Consider the following 15,264-nt stretch of genomic DNA (forward strand, 5'->3'; position numbering starts at 1 on the left):
CGTCGTCCGCGCGTTGCAGTTTCTAGCCGCCGGCGTCGGCGCTGATCACCTCGCCGAACAGATCCCACTTGTCGCCCTTGAACTTCATCAGCTGCAGCGAGCTGATCGGCGCGAAGTCGTTCGGCCCGGTACTGATCTTGATGCCGGGCAGCAGCACTTCGGTGCGGAAGTCCTTCAGGCTCGCCGCCTGCTTCATGACGTTCTCGCGCGTGAGATTGTCACCGCACTTCTTCAGCACCTCGACCAGCGTCTGTGCGACGCCGTAGCCGACGATGGTGCCGCCGTCGAGCTTGTCGCCCTCGGGGAAGTACTTCGTCATGAATTCCAGGAACGCCTTCATGCCGGCGTCGTCCTTCCACTGCGGATCGGAGACGTCCTTCAGATAGGCGGCCGAGATGATGTCCTGCGAATTCTCGAAGCCGGCGGGCTTGATCACGCTGCCGACCGAGGCCGAGACGTTGTTGAGGAAGTGGGTCGGCTTCCAGCCGATCTCGGAGATCTTCTTGATCGCCTGCGCCGCGAACTTCGGCGTGGTGATGTTGATGAAGACGTCGGCGCCGGTGGCTTTCAGCTTGACGATGTGGTTGTCGATGGTCGGCTCCGACGTCTCGTAGCTTTCCTCCAGCACGATCATGCTCGCGGCCTTGGCCCCCAAGCCGTCCTTCAGGCCCTTCAGGTAATCCTTGCCGTAGTCGTCGTTCTGGTAGAGCACGCCGATCTTGGCGTTCGGCATGGCCTTGAGGATGTATTTCGCGTAGATCTGCGTCTCGCTCTGGTAGTTGGGTTGCCAGCCCATGGTCCACGGGAAGTTCTGCGGATCGTTCCACTTGGTGGCGCCGGTGGCGACGAACAGCTGCGGCACCTTCTTCGAGTTCATGTATTTCTGGATCGCGGAGTTCGGCGGCGTGCCGAGCGAGTTGAAGACGAGCAGCACCTCGTCGCTCTCGACCAGCTTGCGCGCCTGCTCCACCGTCTTCGGCGGCGAGTAGGCGTCGTCGTAGGAGACGAAATTGATCTTGCGGCCGTTGATGCCGCCCTCTTCGTTGATCTTCTTGAAATAGGCGGCTTCGGTGCGACCGATGATGCCGTAGGCGGAGGCCGGTCCGCTGTAGGGCATGATGTTGCCGATCTTGATCTCGGTGTCGGTCGCACCGGTATCGTATTTCTTCTGGGCCGTTGCGGTTGAGGCCGAGGCCGCGATGAGCGCGAGCGCCAATGATGCGGCCGCAAGCTTGCCGGTGACAGCAGGCATTCCAATCTCCCTGTTTTTTCTTTGTGTGTGCGTCCCTTTTCTTGTCTCGTTTTTCTTCGCGACGCGAGCGCAATTCAATACGATTTGCCCGAAAGCTTCAAGGAAAAGCCCCTGCGGCATGGCCGCAGGGGCTGCGTCTTTCGTCGGTTTGGCTACATCTTGAGCAACTGGTTGATGGTCAGCCGCCGACGTCGCCGCTCAGCACCTCGCCAAATGGCACCCAATGCTCGCCCTTGAACCGGATCAGCTGCAGTTGCGAGAGCGGCGCGAAATCGGTCGCCGAGGTGTTGACCTTGATGCCCGGCAACAGGCCCGCCGGCTCGAAGTCCTTGATGTTGGCGGCCTGCTTCATGATGTTCTCGCGGGTGAGATTGTCACCGCATGCCTTGAGCACGTGAACGAGGCCTTGGGCGACGATATAGCCGTACATCACCGAGGCGTCGGCGCGGTTGGCTTCCGGATAATACTTATCCAGAAATTCGTTCCAGGCGATCATCGCCTTGTCGTTTTTCCACTGCGCGTCGGTGGGATCCTTGAAATATTGCGACGAGATGATGTCCTGCGCGTTCTCGAAGCCGGCCGGCTTGATCACGCTGCCGATCGAGGCCGAGACGTTGTTGAGGAAGTGCAGCGGCTTCCAGCCGATCTCGGCGTTCTTCTTGATCGCCTGTGCCGCGAATTTCGGCGTCGTGATGTTGAAGAACACGTCGGCGTTGGTCGACTTCATCTTGACGATGTGGGAGTCGATGGTCGGCTCGGAGACTTCGTAGCTGTCCTCGATGACGATCATCGAGGCGGCCTTGGCGCCGAGCCCGTCCTTGAACCCCTTCAGATAGTCCTTGCCGTAATCGTCGTTCTGGTAGAGCACGGCGATCTTGGCGTTCGGATGGTTCTTCAGGATGTACTTGGCGTAGATGATCGACTCGATCTGGTAGTTGGGTTGCCAGCCCATCGTCCACGGGAACGTCTGCGGGTCGTTCCACTTCGTGGCGCCGGTGGCGACGAACAGCTGCGGCACCTTCTTCTGGTTCATGTACTTCTGGATCGCCGAGTTCGGCGGGGTGCCGAGCGAGTTGAAGATCAGCAGCACCTCGTCGCTCTCGACCAGCTTGCGCGCCTGCTCCACGGTCTTGGGCGGGGAATAGGCGTCGTCATAGGTAATGAAGTTGATCTTGCGGCCGTTGATGCCGCCTTCTGCGTTGATCTTGCGGAAATAGGCCTCTTCGGTCTTGCCGATCACGCCGTAGGCGGATGCGGGACCGCTATAGGGCATGATGTTGCCGATCTTGATTTCGGTGTCGGATGCGCCGGTGTCGTATTTCTTCTGCGCGGACGCGGTCGTGGAAAGGGTGGTGGCCAGCACGAGGGCAGCCGAGAGGGCCCCCAATCGCACATGCATTGCAGGCATTTTGATCTCCCTGGACAGGATTGAATGTGTCGATTGTTCTTGTTGGGAGCGATCGTTGCCGCTCCGTCGCACATTCAATACCTATCCAAGGCCGTCAGCAAGACAAACGCCGGTACGGGCCTCGCGCGGGCGGCGATCTCTTCGATGGGATAGTGAATATTCCGGCGCGTGAGATTCTTTTTGCGGGGCAAAACTCACCGCTTGAGTTGCCCTGTGAAAACGAAGCTATCCTGAATTGTGTCGTTCAGTGGCTCATCTCGCTCGAGATGATGTCACCGAACAGCTCCCATTTCCTGCCCTTGAAGCGCATCATCTGCAGCTGCTCGATCGGGGCGAAATCGTCGGGCGCGGTGTTGATCTTGATGCCTGGCAGCAGCGTGTCGGGTGCGAAGTCCTTCAGGCTGGCGGCCTGCTTCATGACGTTCTCGCGGGTGAGATCGTCGCCGCACATCTGCAGCACCTTCACGATGGTCTGTGCGGCGGCATAGCCGTACACGACGCCGGCATCGAGCTTGTTGGCCTTGGGCTCGTATTGCGCGAGGAAACTGTAGAACTTCTTCATGCCGTCGTCGGCATTCCACTGCGGGTCGGAGCCGTCCTTGGTGTAGGTCGCCGACAGGATGCCTTGCGAGACTTCAATGCCCGCTGGCTCCAATACGCCGCTGACCGAAGCCGAGACGTTGGAGATGATGTGCATCGGATGCCAGTTGATCTCCGCGGCTTTCTTGATTCCCTGCGCGGCGAATTTCTGGTTTGTGAGGCTGATGAAGATATCGGCGCCGGCCGCCTTCAGCTTCACGACTCGCTCGTCGATTGCGGGCTCGGAAGTGTCGTAGGCTTCCTCCCGCACGATCATCGAAGCCTTGGCGCCGAGGCCCTCCTTCAACCCGTTTAGATAGTCCTTGCCGAAATCGTCGTTCTGGTAGAGCACGCCGATCTTTCCGTTTGGCTTCTCCTTCATGATGTATTTGGCATAGATCCGGGCCTCGCTGACGTAGCTCGGCTGCCAGCCCATGGTCCAGGGATATTGCTTGGGGTCGTTCCATTTCGAGGCGCCGCTCGCCACGAACAATTGCGGCACCTTCTTCTCGTTCATGTACTTGCGGATGGCGCTGTTGGTGGAAGTGCCGAGCGAGCCGAAGATCAGCAGCACGTTGTCGCTCTCGACCAGTTTTCGCGCCTGTTCCACCGTCTTTGGCGGCGAATAGCCGTCGTCATAGGAGATGAATCTGATCTTGCGGCCATTGATGCCGCCCTCGGCATTGATCTTGTTGAAGTAGGCTTCCTCGGTCCTGCCGATCGCGGCATAGCCGGAGGCCGGACCGCTGTAGGGCATGATGTTACCGATTTTGATCTCAGTATCGGACGCGCCGCTGTCGTATTTCTTCTGCGCCAGCGCCTCGCCGCTCATTGCAGTGCACAAGGCAAGCGCGGCCCAGAGCGGCGCAACCTGGGAACGAACGGCGGCCATTGCTCTCCTACCCCGGGATGGATCGATCGCATTGAACAAGATTGGCGCCTGTCGTCAACAAAAAGCCCCCGCGACTGTCCGCGGGGGCTCCTCGTCCTCGATCATCGCGTCACGCGTCACTCGGAGGCGACGTCACCGCTGATGATCTCGCCGAACAGTTCCCACTTCTCGCCCTTGAAGCGCATCATCTGCAGCTGCGCGATCGGAGCGAAGTCGGTGGCGCTGGTGTTGATCTTGACGCCGGGCAGCAGCGTATCCGGAGCAAAGTCCTTCAACGAGGCGGCCTGCTTCATGATGTTGGCGCGGGTGAGATCGTCACCGCACATCTCCAGCACCTTGGCCAGCGTCGACGCGGCGCCATAGCCGTAGACCATGCTGGTGTCCGACTTGTCGGCACCCGGCATGTACTTGTCGACGAACTCGTTCCACTTCTTCATGCCGGGGTCGTTGGCCCATTGCGGATCCGTGGAGTCCTTGGCGTAGGCGGCCGACAGCACGCCCTGCGCGTTCTCGAAGCCGGCCGGCTTCATCACGCTGCCGACCGAGATCGACACGTTGGTGAGGATCTGGAGCGGCTTCCAGCTGAGCTCGGCGGTCTTCTTGATGGTCTGGGCCGCGAACTTCGGCGTGGTGTAGATCAGCAGCACGTCGGGATTGGCGGCCTTGATCTTGACGATATGGCCGTCGATCGACGGCTCGGAGACCTCGTAGCTCTCCTCCATGACGATCATGGACGAGGCCTTGGCGCCGAGGCCGTCCTTGGTGCCCTTGAGGTAGTCTTTGCCGAAATCGTCGTTCTGGTAGAGGATCGCGATCTTGGCGTCCGGCTTCTCCTTCATCAGCCACTTCGCGTAGATCTGCGCTTCGCTCTGGTAGGAGGGCTGCCAGCCCATGGTCCAGGGGAAGTTCTTCGGGTCGTTCCACTTGGTGGCGCCGGTCGCGACGAAGAGCTGCGGGATCTTCTTGGAGTTGAGGTACTTCTGGATCGCACTGTTCGAGGGCGTGCCGAGCGGGTTGAAAACGACCAGCACCTCGTCGCTCTCGACCAGCTTGCGAACCTGCTCGACGGCCTTTGGCGGCGAATAGCCGTCGTCATAGGTGACGAAGTTGATCTTGCGGCCGTTGATGCCGCCCTTGTCGTTGATCATCTTGAAATAGGCTTCTTCGGTCTTGCCGATGATGCCATAGGCCGACGCCGGACCGCTGTACGGCATGATGTTGCCGATCTTGATCTCGGTATCGGACGCGCCGGTGTCGTATTTCTTTTGGGCGAGTGCAGCGCCGGAGGTGAGAGTGATGGCCGCCGTTGCCGTGACCAGCGCGGCGGCTCGCAGTGTTCTTCCAAAATACAATTCGGTCTCCTTGGTTAATTCAACGGGGCTTCAGTTCTTCCTGAGCTTGCCGACGAGTTGCTGGCCCAGGATCGCGACCTGCCTTGCGCCATGCGGCACGAGGTAGATGACGAGGAATAGCAGCACGCCGAACACCGCGCCGGAGAGGCCCTTGGAGATGCTCTCCGCCATGTTCGGCACGAAGATGATGAAGGCCGCGCCGACGAACGAGCCGGGCAGCCAGCCGACGCCGCCGACCACCATGCCGAGGAACAGCGAGATCGCGAGCGTGATGGTGTAGCTGTCGGGCGCCACGAACTGCACCGCAATGGCGCCGAGCGAGCCGGCAACGCCGGTGATGCCGGCGGACACGCCGAAGGCCAGCGTCTTGTACAGCGCGACGTTGACGCCCATGGAGGAGGCCGCGATCTCGTTGTCGCGGATCGCCATGAAGGCGCGGCCCGAGCGGGAGCGCAACAGGTTCACCGAGAAGATGTAGATCGCGACCGTCACGGCGAGCGTGAAGTAGTACAGCCACATGTCCTGCGACATCGGCAAGCCGAACGGTGCGTCCGGCTTGGTGACGACGAGGCCCTGCACGCCGCCGGTCCAGTGCTCGAGGAAGTTCAGCTTGAGCAACTGCGGCATCGCGGTCGCGAGTGCAAAGGTCGCGAGCGCGAGATAGATGCCCGACAGCCGCAGCGCCGGCTTGCCGAACAGGTAACCGAATCCGAAGCAAATCACGGCCGAGATCGGAATGGTCAGCGCGTAGTTGACGTTGGCATGCTCCATCAGCACCGCAGACACATAGGCGCCGACGGCGTAGAACGCGCTCTGGCCGAGCGAGAACTGGCCGCTTCCGCCGGTCAGGATGTTCAGCGCCAGCACCGCGAGCCCGTAGATCAGGAGCATCGTCATCTGGAAGATGATGAAGTTCTTGACGAACATCGGCACGATCAACAGCGCCGCCAGCACCACCAGCGAGGTGCCGGTGCCCAGCGTCATGGCCCGCTTCGGAACCGCCTCGACCGCCTCGTGGCCCTCGGCGACGACTTCTTCTGCTGCGCTCATGATCAAACTCGCTTGACGATATGCCGGCCGAACAGACCAGCGGGTTTGACGACCAGGACGGAGATGATCAGCGCGAGCGCGATCGGGAGTTTCAGCTCATTGCCGACGCCGGGGATGTAGGTACCGGCGAGATTCTCGAACACGCCGACCAGGAAGCCGCCGACCACGGCGCCGAACGGGCTCGACAGCCCGCCGAGCACCGCCGCGGCGAAGCCGTAGATCAGCACGCCGCCCATCATGTTCGGCTCGAGGAATACGACGGGCGCGATCAGCATGCCGGCGATCGAGCCGATCGCGGTCGCCATGCCCCAGCCGAGCGCGATCATCCAGCTCGTGTTGATGCCGACGAGGCGGGCCGATTCCGGCACCGACGCTGCGGCTCGCATCGCAAGGCCGATGCGCGTGTACTGGAAGAAGAAATAGAGCGCGAGCAGCAGCGCCACGGTGACGCCGATCATGCCGGCCTGGTGCGTCGAGATCAGCTGGCTGCCGAGGAACGGTGCGGAGCCGAACGGGGTCGGATATTGCTTGATCGTGAAGTCCCAGATCAGGCCCGCCGAGGAGTTGATGATCGCAAACAGCGCGATGAAGCCGGCGACGTTGGTGAGCACCGGCGCCTTGACGAGCGGCTTGAACAGGATGCGCTCGATCGCGATGCCGGCAACGAAAGAAAATGCCAGCGTGATCAGGAAGGCAGCCCAATAAGACACGCCCCACTGCATCAGCTGCCATGAGATGAAGGTCGAGAACATCGCCATCTCGCCTTGCGCGAAGTTGAGATGGTCGATGGCCTGGTAGATCATGACCACGGCGAGCGCCATGCAGGCATAAATCGCCCCCGTGGCGATGCCGGCCAGGACCTGGTTGGTGAACAGCTCCATTGTGCCGGCTCCCTCAGTAACCCAGATAGGATTTGCGGATTTCTTCGTTGTTCGCGATGTCCTTGGCCTTGCCCGACATCACGATGCGCCCGGTCTCGATCACATAGGCCTGGTCGGCGAGCTCGAGCGCGAGCTGGGCGTTCTGCTCGACCACCAGGATCGAGACCTTGTCCTCGCGGTTGATCTTGCCGAGGATGCCGAACAGGTCGCGCACCACCAGCGGCGCGAGGCCGAAGGAGGGCTCGTCGAGCAGCATCAGCCGCGGCCGCAGCATCAGCGCGCGGGCGACCGCGAGCATCTGCTGCTCGCCGCCGGAGAGCGTGCCGGCCTGCTGGGTATGGCGCTGCTTCAATACCGGGAAATGCGCGTACATGCGCTCGATGTCGGAGACGATGCCGGCGCGGTCCTTGCGGGTGATGGCCCCGAGCTGGAGGTTCTCCTCCACCGTCATGTTGGTGAAAGTGCCGCGGCCTTGCGGCACGTGGGCGATGCCGAACCGCACGATGCTCTCGGTCGAACGGTTGTTCAGCGGCTTGCCTTCGAACTCGACGCCGCCGGTGGAGCGCACCATGTTGCAGATCGCGCGCAGTGTGGTGGTCTTGCCGGCGCCGTTGGCACCCAGCAGCGTCACGAGCGAGCCCTCGTTGAGCGAGAAGGACAGGCCATGGAGCGCCTGGACCTGGCCGTAATAAGCGCGCAGGTCCTTGACGTTGAGCAGTGGCGTCATTGATCCTTGCTCCCGAGATAGGCCTTGATGACGTCCGGGTCCGCCTGCACCTGGGCGGGCGTGCCTTCCGCGAGCTTCTTGCCGAAATTCAGCGCGACGACATGGTCGGCGATCGACATCACGAGGCCCATGTGATGCTCGACCAGGAGCACGGTCATATGGCGCTCGTCGCGGATTTTGCGGATGAGATCGCCGAGCACATGAACTTCCTCGTGGTTGAGGCCGCCGGCGGGTTCGTCGAGCAGCAGGATCTTCGGATCGGCCGCCAGCGCACGCGCCAGCTCGACCCGCTTCTGCGTACCGAACGGTAGGCCGGACACGACGGTATGGGCGACGTCCTCGAGGTCGAGGTAAGCAAGGATCTCGTGCACCTTCTTGTTGATGCTTGTCTCGCTGCGCCGGACCCAGGCAAGCTTCAGGGAGTCGCTGATAATGTCGCTCGAGGTCTTCGAATGGGCGCCGACGCGGACGTTGTCCATCACCGAAAGGTTGGGAAACAGCGCCACGTTCTGGAAGGTGCGGCCGATGCCGATCTCGGCGATCCGGTGCGGCGGCCGCGTCAGGATGCTCACGCCGTCCATCAAGATGTCGCCGGACGACGGCTGATAGAGGCGCGAGAGGCAATTGAAGAGCGTGGTCTTGCCGGCGCCGTTCGGGCCGATCAAGCCGAGGATCTGGCCCTTGTGCATGTCGAAGGACACGCCGTTGAGCGCGACGATGCCGCCGAACACGACGCTGACGTCGCGAACCGCGAGCAGGGGCGATGTACCCTGCGCGAGCTGTGCCTGCGTCATCTCGTCTCGCTCACGTCGTTCAGTGAGCGATGGGGCGATGCGAGCCGCTCCCGATGATGACAAAGGCTATCTGAATCCCTCGGCCACACGCGCAACTTTTCCTCCTGATTTCAGCTTTTTGCTGCTGTCTTTTTTTGAATGCGGCATCAGACCCCCGAGCGCCGCTTCGATGTTCCTTACCATCGCTAAGAGACGCGGTCCAATGTCGTTGATCAAACGCTCTTCCGTGAAACGGAATGCGGGCGCGCCGCAATTGAATGCGTAAGGTCCGGTTCCGTCGTTGAGCTTGAGCGCGACGCCGGCCGCGCCGATGTCGTCGTGCCAATCGCCGACCGAAATCGCAAAGCCGTATTTCGCGACCGTCTCGCCGGAACGTTCCAAGCCCTCGCGCATCTTCGGCCAACGGCTGCCGTAATGTTCGCGCAGGATGCGCGACACTTCGGCGCGACCTTCGTCATCGAGTGCCCAGAAATAGGCGCGGCCCATCGCGCTGGTTGCAATCGGCACGCGCGAGCCGACGTCAAGTTGAACGCCGACGGTCTCGCTGCCGCGGCTCTGCCCGAAATAGATCATGCTGTGGCGGTCACGGCCGCCGACGGCGACGGCGCCGCCGGTCGCGCGCATCACCTCTTCGCGGAACGGCTCGGACAAATGCCGAACGCCCAGATTGGCCAGCGCCGCGTAGCCGAGCGACATCGCTGCCGGGGCGAGCTGGTACTTCTCGAAGCGGGGAACCGGCGTGAGATAACCGAGCTTGGTCAGCGTGTAGGTCAGCCGCGACACGGTGGGCTTGGGCAGATTGGTACGGGACGCAATCTCCTGATTGCCGAGCAGGCCGTCATTGGGGTGGAACGCGCGCAATACTTCCAGTCCGCGGGAAAGCGCGACGACGAAATTCCGATCGGTCGCGGTCTTCTTTCCTGTACGCTTCATCCCTGATCTGCTTCTTGCGCGGAGTCGTTGACAACGTCCGTGCTTCAAAATAACCCTGCCGTCAAGATGCGGAATTAAATTCCGCAATGCGAAATCGAAACAAAAGTAAATCCCCATCAAGGAGGGACACCGTGAGCGAAGTGGTCAAGCTTGAGCGTCATGACGAAGTCGGGATCGTCACGGTCAACAGCCCGCCGGTCAATGCGCTGAGTGCCGCAGTCCGAGGTGGGATCCTCGAGTGCATCAAGGCCGCGATCGCCGATCCCGCCATCAAGGGCATCGTGCTGACCTGCGCCGGTCGCACCTTCATTGCCGGTGCCGACATCACCGAGTTCGGCAAGCCGCCGAAGCCGCCCGCGCTCAACGACGTGCTGTCCGAGATCGAAAACTCGCCCAAGCCGGTCGTTGCCGCGATCCACGGCACCGCGCTCGGCGGCGGCCTCGAGGTCGCGCTGGCCTGCCATTTCCGCGTCGCGGTGAAAGAGGCCAAGCTCGGCCTGCCCGAGGTGAAGCTCGGACTTCTGCCCGGTGCCGGCGGCACCCAGCGCCTGCCCCGTGCGGTGGGCCCGGAGCTCGCCGTCAAGATGATCGTCGGCGGCGACCCGATCGGGGCTGCGGAAGCGCTGAGGAACGGCCTGATCGAGGAGATCGTCGAGGGCCCGGCCTCCGGTGGCGAAGCCTTCGTGCGCAAGCTGCTCGCGGAGAAGCGCCCGCTGCGCCGCCTGCGCGACGACGATTCCAAGCTCGCCGCCGCCAAGGCCGACCGCTCCATCTTCACCAATGCGGTCGCGGCCATGACCAAGAAGTCGCGCGGCCTCGAGGCGCCGTTCGCCGCCGCCGATGCCGTCGGCTACGCCATCGACCTGCCGTTCGACGAAGGCTTGAAGAAGGAGCGCGAGGGCTTCCTCAAGCTCGTCGCCAGCGACCAGTCCAAGGCGCAGCGCTACGCCTTCTTCGCCGAGCGCGAGGCCAACAAGATCGCGGGCGTGCCCGAAGGCACCAAGCCGCGGCCCGTGAACCGCGTCGCCATTCTCGGCGCCGGCACCATGGGCGGCGGCATCGCGATGTCCTTTGCCAATGCGGGCATTCCCGTCACCCTAATCGAGACTGGCGATGAGCAGCTCAAGCGCGGCATGGGCGTGATGCAGAAGAATTGGGAAGCGACCGCCGCGCGCGGCGGCATCCCGGCCGATGCGCCCGCCAAGCGCATGGCGCTGATCAACGGCGTCGTCGGCATCGAGAATGTCGGCGATGCCGATCTCGTCATCGAGGCCGTGTTCGAGACCATGGCGGTGAAGAAAGAGGTGTTCGGCAAGCTCGACCAGTACGCCAAGCCGGGTGCGGTGCTCGCCTCCAACACCTCGTATCTGAACATCGACGAGATCGCGAAGTCGACCAAGCGTCCGCAGGACGTGCTCGGCATGCACTTCTTCTCGCCGGCCAACGTCATGAAGCTGTGCGAGATCGTGCGCGCCGACAAGACCGCGCCGGATGCGCTGGTGACTGCGGTGACCATCGCGCGAAAAATCGCGAAGGTGCCGGCCGTGGTCGGCGTCTGCGACGGCTTCGTCGGCAACCGCATGCTGGCCCAGCGCGGCAAGCAGTCGGAAAAGCTGCTGTTCGAGGGCGCGCTGCCGCAGCAGGTCGATGCCGTCGTCACCAAGTTCGGCATGCCGATGGGCCCGTTCGCGATGAGCGATCTCGCCGGCCTCGATATCGGCTGGCGCTCGCGGAAAGATCGCGGCATCAAGTCGGAGATCGCGGACGCGCTCTGCGAGGCCGGCCGCTTCGGCCAGAAGACCGGCAAGGGCTACTACAAGTACGAAGCGGGCTCCCGTGCGCCGATGCCGGACCCCGAGGTCGAGAAGCTGATCGACGAGACCTTGCTGCGTCTCGGCCGCAAGAAGCGCGTCGTCAGCGACGAGGAGATCCTCGAGCGCATGATGTATCCGATGATCAACGAGGGCGCGAAGATCCTGGAAGAGGGTATCGCCGCGCGTCCCAGCGACATCGACGTGGTCTGGCTCTACGGCTATGGCTGGCCGATCTACCGTGGCGGCCCGATGTTCTGGGCCGACAGCGTCGGCCTCAAGCACATCGCCGATCGCCTGGCCTTCTACGCCAAGGAGACCAATGACCCCAGCCTCGAGCCCGCCCCGCTGCTGAAGAAGTTAGCTGCGGAGGGCAAGACGTTTGCGTCGCTGGCTGCGGAGTCGAAAGCAGCGTGATGGGAGCTTGCACTCTCGGTGTCATTCCGGGATGGCCCGCAGGGCCAGGCCCGGAATCCATCTCGCCTCTGAGTGCGCTGCCCGATGGATTCCGGGTTCGCCCTTCGGGCGCCCCGGAATGACGGTTTGTGCGGTTTAAGGATTCCATGACCCATCCCGGCGAACAGTTTTACCCCGAGGGCGTGCGGTGGGACGACACCATCGTCCAGGGCACGCTGCCGGACCTCCTCTCTAAGGCTGCCGCCGATTTCGGCACGCGCATCGCGCTGGAATTCCGCGACCGACCGATCAGCTACACCGAGCTCGCAAGCTTGGCCGATCGCGCAGCGGCGGCGTTCCTGCGCGCTGGCTGCGGTAAGGGCGCCTCGGTCGCGCTGTTCCTCGGCAACACGCCCGATCACCCCGTCAATTTCTTCGGCGCGCTGAAGACCGGCAGCCGCGTCGCGCATCTGTCGCCGCTCGACGGCGAGATTGCGCTGACGCACAAGATCACCGATTCCGGCTCGCGCCTGCTCGTCACCTCCAACCTCCGGGCCCTGCTGCCGACCGCCCTGAAATTCCTGGAGAAGGGACTGATCGACAAGCTCGTCGTCTGCGAGGACGATCATTGGGGCAAGGTCGGCACGCCGCAGGCGGCGATCCCCGACGATCCCCGCATCGTCACCTTCAAGGCGTTCGTCGAGGGCGCCACAGCGCCCGCGCAATGGCCTGTCGTCGCGGCCGACGACGTCGCGCTGCTGCAATATACCGGCGGCACCACCGGCCTGCCCAAGGGCGCGATGCTTACCCACGGCAATCTCACCTCGGCGGTGTCGATCTACGACGTCTGGGGCAAGCCGGCCCGTGCCGCCCGCGGCGAGGCAATCGAGCGCGTGATCTGCGTGCTGCCGCTATTCCACATCTACGCGCTCACGGTGGTACTGCTGTCCTCGCTCCGCCGCGGCAATCTGATCTCGCTGCATCAGCGCTTCGACGTCGAAGCCGTGATGCGCGACATCGAGGTCAAGCGTGCGACCTATTTCCCCGGCGTGCCGACGATGTGGATCGCGATCGCCGCGTTGCCCGATCTCGACAAGCGCGACTTCTCCTCGCTCGTCACCATCGGCTCCGGCGGCGCGCCGCTGCCGGTGGAGATCGCGAGCTTCTTCGAGCGCAAGGTCGGCAAGAAGCTGAAGAGCGGCTGGGGCATGACCGAGACCTGCTCGCCCGGCACCGGCCATCCGCCCACGGGCCCCGAGAAGCCCGGCTCGATCGGCCTGATGCTGCCCGGCATCGAGCTCGACGTCGTCGCGCTGGACGATCCAAGGCGCGTGCTGCCGCCGGGCGAGATCGGAGAAATCCGCATCAAGGGCCCGAACGTCACCAAGGGCTACTGGAACAAGCCGGCGGGATCGACCGAGGCCTTCGTCGACGGCCGCTTTCTCACCGGCGACATCGGCTATGTCGATGCCGACGGCTATTTCTTCCTGGTCGACCGCAAGAAGGACATGATCATCTCCGGCGGTTTCAACGTCTATCCGCAGATGATCGAGCAGGCGATCTACACCATCCCGGGCGTGCACGAGGTGATCGTGCTCGGCATTCCCGATCCCTATCGCGGCGAAGCCGCAAAGGCCTTCATCAAGCTAAGGCCCGAGGCAAAGCCGTTCACGCTCGACGAGCTGCGCGCGCAGCTCGCCGGCAAGCTCGGCAGGCACGAATTACCTGCCGCGGTCGAGTTCGTCGATGACCTGCCGCGCACGCCGGTCGGGAAATTGTCGCGCCACGAACTGCGCCAGCAGCAGAAATCGTCTTCCGGGATTCGCGCTGTTGATGCCCCCGCAATGACGAAAATGAAGTAACGTTTCACAGGAGGATCCGATGGATCTCGCATTCACTAGAGAAGAGCAGGCGTTTCGCGACGAAGTGCGGCAGTTCTTCCGCGACAACGTGCCGCCGGATACGCGGCGCAAGCTGGTCGAGGGCCGTCACCTCTCCAAGGACGAGATGGTGACGTGGTGGCGCATCCTCAACAAGAAGGGCTGGGGCGTCAGCCATTGGCCGAAGGAATATGGCGGGACAGGCTGGACCTCGGTGCAGCACTACATCTTCAACGAGGAGCTGCAGTCCTATCCGGCGCCGCAGCCGCTCGCCTTCGGCGTCAGCATGGTCGGTCCGGTCATCTACACCTTCGGCAACGAGGAGCAGAAGAAGAAGTACCTGCCGCGCATCGCCAATGTCGACGATTGGTGGTGCCAGGGCTTCTCCGAGCCCGGCTCCGGCTCCGACCTCGCCTCGCTCAAGACCAAGGCCGAGCGCCGTGGCGACAAATGGATCATCAACGGCCAGAAGACCTGGACCACGCTCGCCCAGCACGCCGACATGATCTTCTGCCTCTGCCGCACCGACAACAACGCCAAGAAGCAGATGGGCATCTCCTTCATCGTGTTCTCGATGAAGTCGAAGGGCGTCACCGTGCGCCCGATCCAGACCATCGACGGCGGCCGTGAGGTCAACGAGGTTTTCTTCGACGACGTCGAGGTTCCCTACGAGAACCTGATCGGCGAGGAGAACAAGGGTTGGGATTACGCCAAGTTCCTGCTCGGCAATGAGCGCACCGGCATCGCCCGCGTCGGCGTCTCCAAGGAGCGCATCCGCCGCATCAAGGATCTGGCGTCCAAGGTCGAATCCGCCGGAAAGCCGATCATCCAGGATTCTGCCTTCCGCGAGAAGTTGGCGGCCTGCGAGATCGAGCTGAAGGCGCTCGAGCTCACGCAGCTGCGCGTCGTCGCCGACGAAGGCAAGCACGGCAAGGGCAAGCCCAATCCGGCCTCGTCGGTGCTGAAGATCAAGGGCTCCGAGATCCAGCAGACCACCACCGAGCTTCTGATGGAAGTGATCGGCCCGTTCGCCGCGCCCTATGACGTGCATGGCGACGACGGCTCGAACGAAGCCATGGACTGGACCGCCCAGATCGCGCCGAGCTATTTCAATAACCGCAAGGTCTCGATCTACGGCGGCTCCAACGAGATCCAGCGCAACATCATCGCCAAGGCGGTGCTGGGGCTGTGATCTGCCACCTCTCCGCGACAGCGGGGAGGGCAATATTTCCACCGTCATTCCGGGGCGCGACGAAGTCGCGAACCCGGAATCCATCGGGCCGCATACGCTGAGGCGAAATGGATTCCG

General features: G+C 62.8%; 12 protein-coding genes. 3 read left to right on the forward strand and 9 right to left on the reverse strand.

Features of this window, described 5'->3' with window-relative positions:
* Positions 1-22: 22 nt before the first annotated feature.
* From ABIA45_RS32760 to ABIA45_RS32800, 9 genes are all read right to left on the reverse strand, one after another.
* Positions 23-1,252 (reverse strand): ABC transporter substrate-binding protein, encoded by a 1,230-nt coding sequence (locus ABIA45_RS32760; RefSeq protein WP_035997932.1) that lies wholly within the window; start codon positions 1,250-1,252, stop codon positions 23-25.
* A 178-nt stretch (positions 1,253-1,430) separates the two neighbouring features.
* Positions 1,431-2,660 (reverse strand): ABC transporter substrate-binding protein, encoded by a 1,230-nt coding sequence (locus tag ABIA45_RS32765; RefSeq protein ID WP_275497882.1) that lies wholly within the window; start codon positions 2,658-2,660, stop codon positions 1,431-1,433.
* Positions 2,661-2,904: 244 nt separating this feature from the next.
* Positions 2,905-4,131, reverse strand: a complete 1,227-nt coding sequence (locus tag ABIA45_RS32770; protein ID WP_157283679.1) for an ABC transporter substrate-binding protein — start codon at positions 4,129-4,131, stop codon at positions 2,905-2,907.
* A 116-nt stretch (positions 4,132-4,247) separates the two neighbouring features.
* Positions 4,248-5,483, reverse strand: a complete 1,236-nt coding sequence (locus tag ABIA45_RS32775; RefSeq protein WP_035997943.1) for an ABC transporter substrate-binding protein — start codon at positions 5,481-5,483, stop codon at positions 4,248-4,250.
* Between the two features lie 30 nt (positions 5,484-5,513).
* Positions 5,514-6,533 (reverse strand): branched-chain amino acid ABC transporter permease, encoded by a 1,020-nt coding sequence (locus ABIA45_RS32780; protein ID WP_036021517.1) that lies wholly within the window; start codon positions 6,531-6,533, stop codon positions 5,514-5,516.
* 2 nt (positions 6,534-6,535) lie between these two features.
* Positions 6,536-7,414, reverse strand: a complete 879-nt coding sequence (locus ABIA45_RS32785; RefSeq protein ID WP_035997949.1) for a branched-chain amino acid ABC transporter permease — start codon at positions 7,412-7,414, stop codon at positions 6,536-6,538.
* A gap of 13 nt (positions 7,415-7,427) precedes the next feature.
* Positions 7,428-8,141, reverse strand: a complete 714-nt coding sequence (locus ABIA45_RS32790) for an ABC transporter ATP-binding protein (protein WP_035997952.1) — start codon at positions 8,139-8,141, stop codon at positions 7,428-7,430.
* Positions 8,138-8,935, reverse strand: a complete 798-nt coding sequence (locus tag ABIA45_RS32795; protein ID WP_157283681.1) for an ABC transporter ATP-binding protein — start codon at positions 8,933-8,935, stop codon at positions 8,138-8,140. Before ABIA45_RS32795 ends, ABIA45_RS32790 begins: the two co-directional genes overlap by 4 nt.
* Before the next feature lie 66 nt (positions 8,936-9,001).
* Positions 9,002-9,868 carry an IclR family transcriptional regulator gene (locus tag ABIA45_RS32800; protein WP_271543085.1) on the reverse strand — a complete coding sequence of 289 codons (867 nt, stop codon included), beginning with the start codon at positions 9,866-9,868 and terminating at the stop codon, positions 9,002-9,004.
* A gap of 131 nt (positions 9,869-9,999) precedes the next feature.
* On the opposite strand from ABIA45_RS32800, the gene ABIA45_RS32805 reads away from it, so the two are divergent.
* The 3 genes from ABIA45_RS32805 to pimC all read left to right on the forward strand — a co-directional run bounded on the left by ABIA45_RS32805 (position 10,000) and on the right by pimC (position 15,147).
* Entirely contained in the window at positions 10,000-12,096 is a 2,097-nt protein-coding gene (locus ABIA45_RS32805) for a 3-hydroxyacyl-CoA dehydrogenase NAD-binding domain-containing protein (RefSeq protein WP_404654833.1), read from the forward strand.
* A 146-nt stretch (positions 12,097-12,242) separates the two neighbouring features.
* A complete protein-coding gene (gene pimA / locus ABIA45_RS32810) occupies positions 12,243-13,937 on the forward strand; it encodes a dicarboxylate--CoA ligase PimA (RefSeq protein ID WP_404654834.1) in 1,695 nt (564 codons plus the stop codon).
* 19 nt (positions 13,938-13,956) lie between these two features.
* The gene (gene pimC / locus ABIA45_RS32815; RefSeq protein WP_404654835.1) at positions 13,957-15,147 is read left to right on the forward strand and encodes a pimeloyl-CoA dehydrogenase large subunit; all 1,191 of its coding nucleotides are present in this window, start codon (positions 13,957-13,959) and stop codon (positions 15,145-15,147) included.
* Positions 15,148-15,264 lie beyond the last annotated feature (117 nt).

It is taken from the genome of Bradyrhizobium sp. USDA 336, from assembly GCF_044908355.1.
Lineage (GTDB): Bacteria > Pseudomonadota > Alphaproteobacteria > Rhizobiales > Xanthobacteraceae > Bradyrhizobium > Bradyrhizobium yuanmingense.

Bases quoted from the DNA above. Each gene is read 5' to 3' on its own strand.
- ABIA45_RS32800 (WP_271543085.1), bottom strand. From the start codon at position 9,868: ATGAAGCGTACAGGAAAGAAGACCGCGACCGATCGGAATTTCGTCGTC.
- pimC (WP_404654835.1), top strand. From the start codon at position 13,957: ATGGATCTCGCATTCACTAGAGAAGAGCAGGCGTTTCGCGACGAAGTG.
- ABIA45_RS32790 (WP_035997952.1), bottom strand. From the start codon at position 8,141: ATGACGCCACTGCTCAACGTCAAGGACCTGCGCGCTTATTACGGCCAG.
- ABIA45_RS32765 (WP_275497882.1), bottom strand. From the start codon at position 2,660: ATGCCTGCAATGCATGTGCGATTGGGGGCCCTCTCGGCTGCCCTCGTG.
- ABIA45_RS32780 (WP_036021517.1), bottom strand. From the start codon at position 6,533: ATGAGCGCAGCAGAAGAAGTCGTCGCCGAGGGCCACGAGGCGGTCGAG.
- ABIA45_RS32785 (WP_035997949.1), bottom strand. From the start codon at position 7,414: ATGGAGCTGTTCACCAACCAGGTCCTGGCCGGCATCGCCACGGGGGCG.
- ABIA45_RS32795 (WP_157283681.1), bottom strand. From the start codon at position 8,935: ATGACGCAGGCACAGCTCGCGCAGGGTACATCGCCCCTGCTCGCGGTT.
- ABIA45_RS32770 (WP_157283679.1), bottom strand. From the start codon at position 4,131: ATGGCCGCCGTTCGTTCCCAGGTTGCGCCGCTCTGGGCCGCGCTTGCC.
- ABIA45_RS32760 (WP_035997932.1), bottom strand. From the start codon at position 1,252: ATGCCTGCTGTCACCGGCAAGCTTGCGGCCGCATCATTGGCGCTCGCG.
- pimA (WP_404654834.1), top strand. From the start codon at position 12,243: ATGACCCATCCCGGCGAACAGTTTTACCCCGAGGGCGTGCGGTGGGAC.